This window comes from Streptococcus sp. 1343, assembly GCF_013277355.1.
Classification (GTDB): Bacteria; Bacillota; Bacilli; order Lactobacillales; family Streptococcaceae; genus Streptococcus; species Streptococcus pseudopneumoniae.
Genome location: NZ_VMMT01000082.1, coordinates 1 through 11,603 on the forward strand (window position 1 = coordinate 1; position 11,603 = coordinate 11,603).

Genomic DNA, 11,603 nt, shown 5'->3' on the forward strand with positions numbered 1-11,603 from the left:
ACAGTGTTTTGAGCAACCTACGGCTAGCTTCCTAGTTTGCTCTTTGATTTTCATTGAGTATAAAATGCCAGAAAAAGAGCATAAAAGAGTACACAAAAAGAGACAAAAACAAGATCTACTAAATAAAGGTTTTTTATTTGATAGGCTTAGTTGTTCATGTCTCCCTTACCTCCGAGTATTGGTATCTTTATACTATACTTTTAAGGAAATTTTGTCAACAGAAAACTGGAAATTCCAAGCTCTAAAATACGAGTGATAAGCATTAGTACCGAGTTCTTTGTCTTCCATAGGGGCATCCTCCTTGCTCTGATGTAGTATAGCACTAAAAAACAAAATATCATAGTGGACATATTAAAAACTTGAATGTTAATTACAAAGTTTGGTGGGTTGATTTGTAGGCTTTTCATGGTATAATCAAGAGAGTAAATCTTTATGGAGGAAGTATGAAATTAAATATTCAAGAGATACGCAAGCAGTCTGAAGGCTTGCATTTTGAACAAACGTTAGACCTAGTCGCAGACCTGCGTGCACGTAATCAAGAAATTTTAGATGTAAAAAATATCCTTGCAGTTGGGAAAGTACAGTACGAAAACCGTATGTATTTCTTAGATTATCAACTATCTTATACCATTGTTCTTGCTTCAAGTCGTAGTATGGAGCCAGTTGAGTTAGTTGAATCTTATCCAGTAACGGAAGTTTTCATGGAAGGTGCAACTAACCAACTAGATCAGGAAGTTTTAGACGATGACTTGGTCCTGCCTATCGAAAATGGAGAACTTGACCTTGCTGAGAGCGTGTCAGACAATATCCTACTAAACATTCCTATCAAGGTCTTGACGGCTGAAGAAGAAGCTGGCCAAGGATTTGTTTCAGGAAATGACTGGCAAATCATGACAGAAGAAGAATACCAAGCTCAACAAGCAGTTAAGAAAGAAGAAAACAGTCCTTTTGCTGGTTTACAAGGACTATTTGATGGAGACGAATAATGGTTTTGTCAAAAAAACGAGCACGAAAGGTGCTAGAAGAAATCATTGCTCTTTTTCCAGATGCCAAGCCCAGTCTTGATTTCACTAATCATTTTGAACTCTTGGTTGCGGTCATGTTGTCAGCCCAGACGACGGATGCAGCGGTAAATAAGGCTACGCCAGGCCTCTTTGCTGCCTTTCCAACGCCACAAGCCATGTCTGTTGCAACAGAGAGTGAGATTGCTTCACACATTTCTCGACTGGGACTGTATCGAAATAAGGCTAAATTCCTTAAAAAATGTGCCCAACAGTTACTAGACGATTTTGATGGTCAAGTCCCTCAAACACGTGAGGAATTGGAGAGTTTGGCAGGTGTTGGTCGCAAGACAGCCAATGTTGTTATGAGTGTAGGATTTGGGATTCCAGCCTTTGCAGTGGATACTCATGTGGAGCGTATTTGCAAACACCACGATATCGTCAAAAAATCAGCGACACCACTTGAGGTGGAAAAGCGGGTCATGGATATCTTGCCGCCTGAGCAGTGGTTAGCAGCTCATCAGGCCATGATTTATTTTGGAAGAGCCATTTGTCATCCTAAAAATCCAGAGTGTGACCAGTACCCACAGTTATATGATTTTAGCAATTTGTAAGATGGAAAATCGAAAGTTTTTGCTTGATTTTAAGCTTACTTTGTGCTATAGTAATTGATAACTAAATATTCCTTTAAACTTGTCCCGTGAGGCAGGCAAGGAGCGCGATAAAGTAGAAGGGTGAAGTCTATACTGTGTGCAGTAGGGCTTGCTTAGCTATACATTTCAAGTCTCCTTGTTTAAGGAGACTTTTCTTTTTGGAGGTTTGTCATGAAGACAAAAGAAGTTGTAGACGAATTGACCGTCAAACGAGCGATTACGCGTATTACTTATGAGATTATTGAACGCAACAAAGATTTGAATAAAATCGTCTTGGCTGGTATTAAAACTCGCGGTGTCTTTATCGCCCATCGTATCCAAGAACGTTTGGAGCAACTAGAAAACCTTTCAGTTCCGGTTGTGGAATTGGATACTAAACCCTTCCGTGATGATGTTAAAAGTGGAGAAGATACTTCTTTGGTTTCTGTCGATGTGACAGACCGCGAAGTTATCTTGGTGGACGATGTGCTTTATACAGGTCGTACCATCCGTGCTGCTATTGATAATATTGTAGGTCATGGTCGTCCTGCGCGCGTAAGTTTAGCAGTTCTAGTCGATCGTGGACATAGAGAATTGCCAATCCGTCCAGATTACGTTGGGAAGAATATCCCAACCAGTCGTTCTGAAGAAATCATCGTAGAGATGGCAGAACTTGATGGCCAAGACAGAGTTCTGATTACTGAAGAAGCTTAGAAAGCTAAAGGAGTAGCCATGTCAGAAAATCAACAAGCATTGAACCATGTGGTGTCCATGGAAGACCTCACTGTCGATCAAGTCATGAAATTGATCAAGCGAGGAATTGAGTTTAAAAATGGAGCCCAGCTTCCCTATGAAGACCATCCGATTGTTTCCAATCTTTTCTTTGAGGATTCTACACGGACGCATAAGTCCTTTGAAGTGGCAGAGATTAAATTGGGATTGGAACGACTTGACTTTGATGTGAAGACTAGTTCAGTCAATAAGGGTGAAACACTTTATGATACCATTTTGACTCTGTCTGCTTTAGGAGTGGATGTCTGTGTGATTCGCCACCCAGAGGTCGACTATTACAGAAAATTGATTGCAAGTCCCACGATTACGACTTCCATTATCAATGGTGGAGACGGTTCGGGTCAACACCCTAGCCAGAGTTTGCTTGATTTGATGACTATTTATGAGGAATTTGGTCACTTTGAGGGTCTCAAGGTTGCGATTGCAGGTGACTTGGACCACTCACGCGTTGCCAAATCCAATATGCAGATTTTGAAACGCTTGGGAGCTGAACTTTACTTTGCTGGACCTGAGGAATGGAGAAGTCAAGAGTTTGCAGACTATGGACAGTTTGTAGCCATTGATGAAATTATTGATCAGGTGGATGTTATGATGTTTCTCCGTGTGCAACATGAACGCCATAATAGTGGAGCTGTCTTTTCAAAAGAAGACTACCATGCCCAACATGGCTTGACTCAAGAACGTTATGACCGTTTGAAAGAAACAGCAATCCTCATGCACCCAGCTCCAGTCAATCGTGATGTAGAAATCGCAGATTACTTGGTTGAAGCACCAAAATCACGGATTGCTCAACAAATGACCAATGGTGTCTTTGTTCGAATGGCAATCTTAGAATCCGTACTGGCGAGTAGAAATGCCAACTAAAACACAAGACGTTAAAAGACGCCAGTGAGCGTCCACGAGAGGTGAAAATATGATAAAAAGACTTCTAGTATTAGAAGATGGCACAGTTTTTGAAGGTAAGGCCTTCGGAGCAGATATTGATGTAACTGGTGAAATTGTCTTTAATACAGGGATGACTGGCTACCAAGAATCCATTACAGACCAGTCTTATAATGGACAAATCTTGACCTTTACTTATCCTTTGGTGGGAAATTATGGAATTAACCGTGATGATTACGAATCCATTATTCCAACTTGTAAGGGAGTTGTTGTTTTTGAAGAAGCACGTAGAGCAAGCAACTGGCGCAATCAAATGACCTTGGATGAATTTTTGAAAGCCAAGAAAATTCCAGGTATTTCAGGAATTGATACGCGTGCACTTACCAAGATTATCCGTAAGCATGGTACCATGCGTGCAACCTTGACCCATGTTGGGGACAGCATGGATCATGTGACGGACCAGCTCCAAGCGACAGTCTTGCCGACAGACAATATCAAACAGGTTTCTACTAAAACTTCATATCCAGCTCCTGGAGTTGGTTTGAGCGTGGTGCTAGTGGACTTTGGTCTCAAGCACTCAATCCTACGTGAACTTTCTAAGCGAAACTGTAACGTGACGGTTGTTCCTTATTCAACAACGGCGGAAGAAATTCTCCATCTCAATCCTGACGGAGTTATGTTGTCAAATGGTCCAGGTAACCCAGAAGATGTTCCACAAGCACTGGACATGATTCGTGGTGTGCAAGGAAAAATTCCAATCTTTGGTATTTGTATGGGGCATCAACTCTTTGCAATGGCAAACGGGGCTAAGACTTACAAGATGAAATTTGGACACCGTGGATTCAACCATGCGGTACGCGAAATTGCTACAGGACGTGTGGATTTTACAAGTCAAAACCATGGTTATGCAGTTAGCCGTGAGGATTTGCCAGAGCATTTGATTATCACCCATGAAGAAATCAATGACAAGTCAGTTGAAGGTGTGCGTCACAGATACCAACCTGCTTTCTCTGTTCAATACCATCCAGATGCAGCCCCTGGTCCACACGACGCTAGCTACCTATTTGACGAGTTTATCGAGATGATGGAAGCTTTTAAACAATCAAACTAAGAATGAGTAAAAGCTCGTCGGAGAATTTATGTAACTGAACACGGACGGAAAGCTCGGAATTTAGAGAAACCAACTTGGATTGTCAATCCTTCCTTGGTTTCCTAAAATTCAATCGCTTTCTATTCGTCCTTTGTATCTTATTTAATGGAAATCTGAGAGTTGCCGAATAGAAAGGCAGGTCGTTTCTTTTAGTCGCTATCAGGCGAACTAAAAACTCCCTGCACTAGATTTTTTACCGAAAAATATCGTTTCGCTAAAAAATCGTCGGAGAATTTATTTAATGTCGCTCAGTGAGGCGACGAATAGAAAGGAGAAGGGTGGTCCGTATTTGCTGAACTGAATACGGGCTACGGACGGTGCTAAAAAGATAGTTATTCCTAGAACTGACAGTTCTTCGTCATAACTCCTATTTTAGCTTTGTCCGCTTGACGCCCTTAATATCTTATATATGCCTAAACGTACTGATATTCAAAAAATTATGGTGATTGGTTCTGGTCCGATTATTATTGGTCAGGCTGCTGAGTTTGACTACGCTGGGACCCAGGCTTGCTTGTCTTTGAAAGAGGAAGGTTATGAGGTGGTTTTGGTTAATTCAAACCCTGCAACCATCATGACGGACAAGGAGATTGCGGACAAGGTTTATATTGAACCGATTACACTTGAGTTTGTGACACGTATTCTTCGTAAGGAGCGTCCAGATGCCTTGCTACCAACACTCGGTGGTCAAACAGGGCTTAATATGGCCATGGAATTGTCTAAAAATGGTATCCTAGATGAGCTTGGTGTTGAACTTCTGGGTACTAAACTATCTGCCATTGATCAAGCGGAGGACCGTGACCTCTTTAAACAATTGATGGAAGAGCTCAACCAACCAATTCCAGAATCTGAAATTGTCAACACAGTCGAAGAAGCTGTTGCCTTTGCAGCGACAATTGGCTACCCAGTTATCGTTCGTCCAGCCTTTACCCTTGGTGGTACTGGTGGTGGTATGTGTGCCAACGAGGAAGAATTGCGTGAAATCGCTGAAAATGGTTTGAAATTATCACCTGTGACCCAATGTTTGATTGAGCGTTCGATTGCAGGTTTCAAGGAAATCGAATACGAAGTGATGCGTGACTCAGCTGACAATGCTTTGGTTGTTTGTAACATGGAAAACTTTGACCCAGTCGGAATTCACACAGGAGATTCCATTGTATTTGCTCCTGCGCAAACCATGTCAGACTATGAAAACCAAATGCTACGTGACGCGAGCTTGAGCATCATTCGTGCCCTTAAGATTGAAGGGGGATGTAACGTTCAGCTGGCCCTTGATCCACACAGTTTCAAGTATTATGTCATCGAAGTAAACCCTCGTGTGTCGCGTTCTTCAGCCCTAGCATCTAAGGCGACAGGGTATCCGATTGCAAAATTGGCTGCTAAGATTGCAGTAGGTTTGACCTTGGATGAGGTCATCAACCCAGTTACAGGTTCAACCTATGCCATGTTTGAACCAGCCCTTGACTACGTGGTTGCCAAGATTCCTCGTTTCCCATTTGACAAGTTTGAAAAGGGTGAACGCCGTCTTGGTACCCAGATGAAGGCGACTGGGGAAGTAATGGCGATTGGTCGTAACATCGAAGAATCTCTCCTTAAAGCTTGTCGCTCCCTTGAAATTGGGGTGCACCACAATGAAATGCCTGAACTTGCAGCAGTTTCTGATGATTCCTTGATTGAAAAAGTTGTCAAAGCCCAAGATGACCGCCTCTTCTACGTGTCAGAATCTATTCGCCGTGGTTACACACCAGAAGAAATTGCAGAGCTTACAAAAATCGATATTTTTTATCTGGATAAACTCCTACATATCTTTGAAATTGAGCAGGAATTGGGTGCTCATCCACAAGATCTAGAAGTCTTGAAAACAGCTAAACTTAATGGCTTCTCAGACCGTAAGATTGCGGAACTTTGGAAAACAACTGCTGATCAACTTCGTCAACTTCGCTTGGAAAACAAGATTGTTCCAGTTTATAAGATGGTCGATACCTGTGCTGCGGAGTTTGATTCTGAAACACCATATTTCTATTCAACCTATGGATGGGAAAATGAGTCTATCAGATCTGATAAAGAATCTGTACTTGTCCTAGGTTCAGGTCCAATCCGTATCGGTCAAGGGGTCGAATTTGACTATGCAACGGTTCACTCAGTTAAGGCTATCCAGGCAGCTGGTTATGAAGCTATCATCATGAACTCAAATCCAGAGACTGTTTCAACAGACTTCTCGGTATCAGACAAGCTTTACTTTGAGCCATTGACATTCGAAGATGTTATGAACGTCATTGACTTGGAACAACCAAAGGGAGTTATCGTTCAGTTTGGTGGTCAAACAGCTATCAACCTTGCGGAGTCATTGGCAAAAGCAGGTGTGACCATCCTTGGTACACAGGTCGCTGACCTAGACCGTGCCGAAGACCGTGACCTCTTTGAGCAAGCTCTAAAAGATTTGGACATTCCACAGCCACCAGGACAAACGGCTACCAATGAAGAAGAAGCAGTGCTTGCAGCTCGCAAGATTGGCTTCCCAGTTCTTGTCCGCCCATCTTATGTACTTGGTGGACGTGCCATGGAAATCGTTGAAAACGAAGAAGACCTTCGTTCTTACATGCGAACTGCTGTTAAGGCTAGTCCAGACCACCCAGTTCTTGTTGACTCTTACATCGTTGGGCAAGAGTGCGAAGTTGATGCCATTTCAGATGGTAAAAATGTATTCATTCCTGGTATCATGGAGCATATCGAACGTGCCGGTGTCCACTCAGGTGATTCAATGGCAGTTTACCCACCACAAACCTTGTCGCAAAAGGTTCAGGAGACCATCGCAGACTACACCAAACGCCTAGCAATCGGTCTTAACTGCCTTGGAATGATGAACATCCAGTTTGTTATCAAGGATGAAAAAGTCTATGTTATTGAGGTCAATCCACGTGCCAGCCGTACCGTTCCATTCCTTTCTAAGGTGACCAATATTCCTATGGCTCAAGTAGCGACTAAGCTCATTCTTGGTCAAAGTTTATCAGAACTTGGCTACCAAGATGGACTTTACCCTGAAAGCACCCGCGTTCATATCAAGGCACCTGTCTTCTCCTTTACCAAACTAGCTAAGGTAGACAGCTTACTTGGTCCTGAAATGAAGTCAACAGGGGAAGTTATGGGTTCTGATGCTACTTTGGAAAAAGCTCTCTATAAGGCCTTTGAAGCTTCTTACTTACACTTGCCAACTTTTGGAAATGTTGTCTTTACCATCGCTGATGATGCTAAAGAAGAAGCCTTGGACTTGGCTCGTCGTTTCCAAAATATTGGCTATGGAATCCTCGCGACAGAAGGGACAGCAGCCTTCTTTGCCAGTCATGGATTACATGCTCAGCCTGTTGGAAAGATAGGTGATGAAGATAAGGATATCCCAAGCTTTGTTCGCAAGGGAAGAATCCAAGCTATCATTAATACAGTTGGAACAAAACGAACTGCTGACGAAGATGGTGAGCAAATCCGTCGTTCAGCTATTGAACACGGGGTACCCCTATTCACAGCCTTAGATACAGCTAACGCCATGCTTAAGGTACTTGAAAGTCGTAGCTTTGTTACAGAAGCGATTTAAATAGAAAAATAAGATATAGCAGACTGAATTTAGAACAGTACACAGGAATACTAAAATATTTCTAGAAATTAATTTGAATTTTCTAATTGATTTGTTCGTATCTTATTTCAATCTACTATAGAAAAAAGTCTTTAAAATTATAAAACGCATAATATCAGGTGTTGAAAACCTTGATATTATGCGTTTTATTGTAGGAATATTTACTTCATTTTCTACTAAAATTATGTTTTTGAATAACCTCTATCTTAGTAGTTTGTATGGTCGCCCTCAATCAGTTTTTACGATAAGCTTTAATGCTATGACTATACCATTCTTGCATTTCTTTTGATGGTGGTGTCATATAATCCCCATACATCTGGGTTAAAAATTGGTCATATTTTTTTGGCACAGGCAACATACGACCTTCAAACTCAGTCAAAATCAGTTCTTTAAAGGTATCAACTGGGAAGATTTCTTTCATCCCTTCCTTACCGATCCCGATTCCTCCTTCATATTGAGGAGAGTTGGTTGTAGCATTTTTGACTAGCTGATCAATTTTCTTGTAAAAGTAACGGGGATTGACCACTCGGAGGGCATACCAGCTACATAATCTAAGAAAATCTTTTAATTTGCTATCACCGTGAACTGCTCGTGATTTTTTGATATAAGCTAGTTGACGAAGAGCCACATACTTATAGCTCTTGTCGACAATGCTCAAGTCTGTAAATCGATCAATTGGGAAGACATCGATGAAAAGGCTGGTATCATGACGCTTGTACTTAACATGGTCTTCTATAACAGTAGAAGTGTCCAAAATCGATGCGAAATTATGGAAGTACCAAGAAGATGTATCGTAGGAAAGAACCTTGTAGCGAGGGTGATTTTCTTCTTCAATAATCTTCAGTAAACGCTCATAATCCTCACGATAAAGGGAAATATCAATATCATCATCCCAAGGAATCATACCTTTGTGGCGGATGGCTCCAAGCATGGTTCCATAACTGAGAAAATAAGGAATATCATGTTTCTTACAAGTCTCATCAATATAGTCTAGCAGAGCTAGTTGAATTTCTTTAATTTCTTTTTTTTCTAAATATTGCATCCTAATCCTCCAATTTATAAGCGTGAAATTCATGACTGTAGAAGCGTTTTTCTGCTGGTGGTAGGGTCATATAATCTCCATAAAATTGTGTCAAAATAGTATCAAATTTTTCAGGTGCTGGAAGGCTTAAATTTTCAAAGGGTAAATCAATTATTTTATCGAAGGTACCACTTGGGAAGACTTCCTTTTCCTTAAATTTAGAAGGGATAAAAGCCATATACTGACCATTTTCACGACTATATTTTTGAATTTCTTTCTCGATTTTATGTGCGAAATAACGAGGAGAAACCGGTCGAAGGAGCAACCAAAAGGCTGTTCGTATCCAATCTTTTAAAAGGCTATCCTTATAGACAATATTTTTATGTTTACTGAAAGACAGCAGTTTGAAGCTTTCCAGTTTATAACAAGTATCAATGACCTTAGGATCATCAAAGCGATCTATAGGGAAAATATCGATAAAGATACCAGACTCATAGGTTTTTGTATTTCGAGTATCAATAATTTTAGTCGTACTGTCGGTTATCTTGATAAAGTTGTTAAAGTAGTTCTTATCAGTTTCTAAGGAAAGGAGCTTATACTTGCTTTTTTCCTTTTGAAAAATGTTAATAAATCGTTGGTAGTCTTCTCTAGGCATGGACAGATCAATATCGTCGTCCCAAGGAATAAAGCCTTGATGTCGAACCGCCCCAATCAGAGTACCGTAGTTAATAATATAGTTGATATTGTGCTTTTTACAGAGAGTATCAATATAATCCAAAATTTCTAATTCAATTTGTTTGGCATCTTCAATGGTTAGTTGTTTCATTTTAAACTCCTATGATCTTTTGAATTTATTTTTTAAGGCTAGGACATGGTTTAAAAATTCATAGAAAATGCTATCTTTTGTGAAGACAAGTAGACCAATATAAGAGATAGCTGATAGCAAGACAATCAAACCAGTATTCATCAAAAATGGCAAATTAATGACCATATCCACAGGATACAAGAAATTGATCAGGAAATAAATTCCTACGAAAGAAAGTGAAAAGAGAGAGTATCGAACAGTATAGCTAAAGATATGTCCCAAGTGAATAAGTTGTTTTCTATGGATGAAAATGATATAGAAAACAAGTAGAGAGGCCTCTGATAGCATAGTTGTCAGTAAGTAGTATTCAGGAGCCACGATATGGTTGAAAAAGAGGAGACTATTTAAGCCCAAATTGAGTAGCCCAGCAAAGACTGTGTAAACTGTGATACGTTTTTCATAGCCATTTGTAAAGAGAATTTGGGAACCAAGAATGGTATCTAGTGCCAGGATAATCGTCCGAAAAGCGAAGAGAGAGGTTAAGATACCACCTCCGATATATTTTTCACTACCGTAAAGTAGGATGGCATTTGGTCCTAAAACCATGAGTCCAAAACTCAGTGGAATGATAAAGAAGTTAAAGATTCGACTACCTCTATTAACCAGAGAAACATAGGCTTCTTTGTCTCCTTTCCCCAGATAGTAACTGAGACGAGGCACACTCACTCCAATTGCACCTGTTACAACCCCAGCTATAACGGTCACAATTCGCTGAGCTATGGTATAGTAACTAACGTTGACATCAATTCCTGTTTTAACGAGGAAGAGGCGATCTAAAAAAGTGAAGAGCATATTGGCATTGGCAAAGACTAACATGGCTGTCAGAGGGAGAAAGAGTGGTTTAAAATCACTTAGGTGAATCTTAACAAGTTTGATGTCTCTTTTAATCCAAAAATAACTAATCAGGTAGTTAATCAGCGTCGATAAACTCATCACCAGTGTATAGACAACAATATCGTATTCATTTTTAACAAATAAGAAAATAGAGATCAGCATCAGGATACGGATGAAGGCAGTTTTGTAAAAGAGAAAACTGTAATTTTCCAGAGCTTCATTGACCCATTCGATTGAAAAAATCTGGGCAATGAGTTGAATCCCCATAACAAGGTAGACCTTTTTGACGATTGGATTATCAGTAAAGAAGAGAGGATAGGCTAGGATATAGACAGCAGTGGTCAAAATCGTACAAGCGATGCACAAATAAAAAAGACTAGAAAAGGTTCTATTCAGATCTTTTTTGTTATCCTTGACATTACTGATAGCCCTTAAACCGTAGTTATAGACACCATAAGTTGCAAAGGGCAAGAAAAATGACAAAATAGTGTCGACTGAGTTGAAGTAACCATAGTCAGTTCGATCCAAGACACGCGCGACATAGGTTCCAGTTAGGATGGGAAAAATAATATTCAAGACACGAATTCCCATGTAAGATAGAGCATTTAATTTTATACTTTTCATTCAATTTACCTCGTTTTTCATTATATCATAAAGTTAGCTAATAAGAAATGAAGGGCAGTAATACTCTTCGAAAATCAAATTCAAACCACGTCAGCGTCGCCTTACCGTACTCAAGTACAGCTTACGGCTAGCTTCCTAGTTTGCTTTTTGATTATGGATTCAAGCCAGTTTTTCTCG

General features: G+C 40.3%; 10 protein-coding genes. 7 read left to right on the forward strand and 3 right to left on the reverse strand.

Annotated elements, in window-relative coordinates:
• The 7 genes from HT709_RS11600 to carB all read left to right on the forward strand — a co-directional run.
• A partial coding sequence (locus HT709_RS11600) for a hypothetical protein (protein ID WP_205380509.1) occupies positions 1 to 256 on the forward strand: 256 nt, incomplete at its 5' end.
• 187 nt (positions 257 to 443) lie between these two features.
• Positions 444 to 986 (forward strand): DUF177 domain-containing protein, encoded by a 543-nt coding sequence (locus HT709_RS10910; protein ID WP_023936535.1) that lies wholly within the window; start codon positions 444 to 446, stop codon positions 984 to 986.
• The gene (gene nth / locus HT709_RS10915) at positions 986 to 1,615 is read left to right on the forward strand and encodes an endonuclease III (RefSeq protein WP_000244443.1); all 630 of its coding nucleotides are present in this window, start codon (positions 986 to 988) and stop codon (positions 1,613 to 1,615) included. Before HT709_RS10910 ends, nth begins: the two co-directional genes overlap by 1 nt.
• Positions 1,616 to 1,825: 210 nt before the next feature.
• Complete coding sequence (gene pyrR / locus HT709_RS10920; RefSeq protein WP_000850023.1) at positions 1,826 to 2,347, forward strand: bifunctional pyr operon transcriptional regulator/uracil phosphoribosyltransferase PyrR; 522 nt, start codon at positions 1,826 to 1,828, stop codon at positions 2,345 to 2,347.
• 18 nt (positions 2,348 to 2,365) lie between these two features.
• Positions 2,366 to 3,289, forward strand: a complete 924-nt coding sequence (locus HT709_RS10925; protein ID WP_101514526.1) for an aspartate carbamoyltransferase catalytic subunit — start codon at positions 2,366 to 2,368, stop codon at positions 3,287 to 3,289.
• 49 nt (positions 3,290 to 3,338) lie between these two features.
• A complete protein-coding gene (locus HT709_RS10930) occupies positions 3,339 to 4,418 on the forward strand; it encodes a carbamoyl phosphate synthase small subunit (protein WP_000595946.1) in 1,080 nt (359 codons plus the stop codon).
• Positions 4,419 to 4,866: 448 nt separating this feature from the next.
• Positions 4,867 to 8,043, forward strand: a complete 3,177-nt coding sequence (gene carB / locus HT709_RS10935) for a carbamoyl-phosphate synthase large subunit (RefSeq protein ID WP_138700106.1) — start codon at positions 4,867 to 4,869, stop codon at positions 8,041 to 8,043.
• A 271-nt stretch (positions 8,044 to 8,314) separates the two neighbouring features.
• Here carB and HT709_RS10940 read toward each other — a convergent pair whose 3' ends face one another.
• From HT709_RS10940 to tacF, 3 genes are read right to left on the reverse strand one after another with little or no spacing between them, the layout of a single operon-like run.
• Positions 8,315 to 9,124, reverse strand: a complete 810-nt coding sequence (locus HT709_RS10940) for a phosphorylcholine transferase LicD (RefSeq protein ID WP_001199655.1) — start codon at positions 9,122 to 9,124, stop codon at positions 8,315 to 8,317.
• Position 9,125: 1 nt separating this feature from the next.
• Positions 9,126 to 9,929: a phosphorylcholine transferase LicD gene (locus HT709_RS10945; RefSeq protein WP_000811884.1), complete on the reverse strand. Its 804-nt coding sequence runs from the start codon at positions 9,927 to 9,929 to the stop codon at positions 9,126 to 9,128.
• A gap of 9 nt (positions 9,930 to 9,938) precedes the next feature.
• Positions 9,939 to 11,426 carry a type IV teichoic acid flippase TacF gene (gene tacF, locus HT709_RS10950; protein ID WP_172925765.1) on the reverse strand — a complete coding sequence of 496 codons (1,488 nt, stop codon included), beginning with the start codon at positions 11,424 to 11,426 and terminating at the stop codon, positions 9,939 to 9,941.
• Positions 11,427 to 11,603: the final 177 nt, after the last annotated feature.

Bases quoted from the DNA above. Each gene is read 5' to 3' on its own strand.
- HT709_RS10930 (WP_000595946.1), top strand. From the start codon at position 3,339: ATGATAAAAAGACTTCTAGTATTAGAAGATGGCACAGTTTTTGAAGGT.
- nth (WP_000244443.1), top strand. From the start codon at position 986: ATGGTTTTGTCAAAAAAACGAGCACGAAAGGTGCTAGAAGAAATCATT.
- HT709_RS10925 (WP_101514526.1), top strand. From the start codon at position 2,366: ATGTCAGAAAATCAACAAGCATTGAACCATGTGGTGTCCATGGAAGAC.
- tacF (WP_172925765.1), bottom strand. From the start codon at position 11,426: ATGAAAAGTATAAAATTAAATGCTCTATCTTACATGGGAATTCGTGTC.
- HT709_RS10945 (WP_000811884.1), bottom strand. From the start codon at position 9,929: ATGAAACAACTAACCATTGAAGATGCCAAACAAATTGAATTAGAAATT.
- HT709_RS10940 (WP_001199655.1), bottom strand. From the start codon at position 9,124: ATGCAATATTTAGAAAAAAAAGAAATTAAAGAAATTCAACTAGCTCTG.
- carB (WP_138700106.1), top strand. From the start codon at position 4,867: ATGCCTAAACGTACTGATATTCAAAAAATTATGGTGATTGGTTCTGGT.
- HT709_RS10910 (WP_023936535.1), top strand. From the start codon at position 444: ATGAAATTAAATATTCAAGAGATACGCAAGCAGTCTGAAGGCTTGCAT.
- pyrR (WP_000850023.1), top strand. From the start codon at position 1,826: ATGAAGACAAAAGAAGTTGTAGACGAATTGACCGTCAAACGAGCGATT.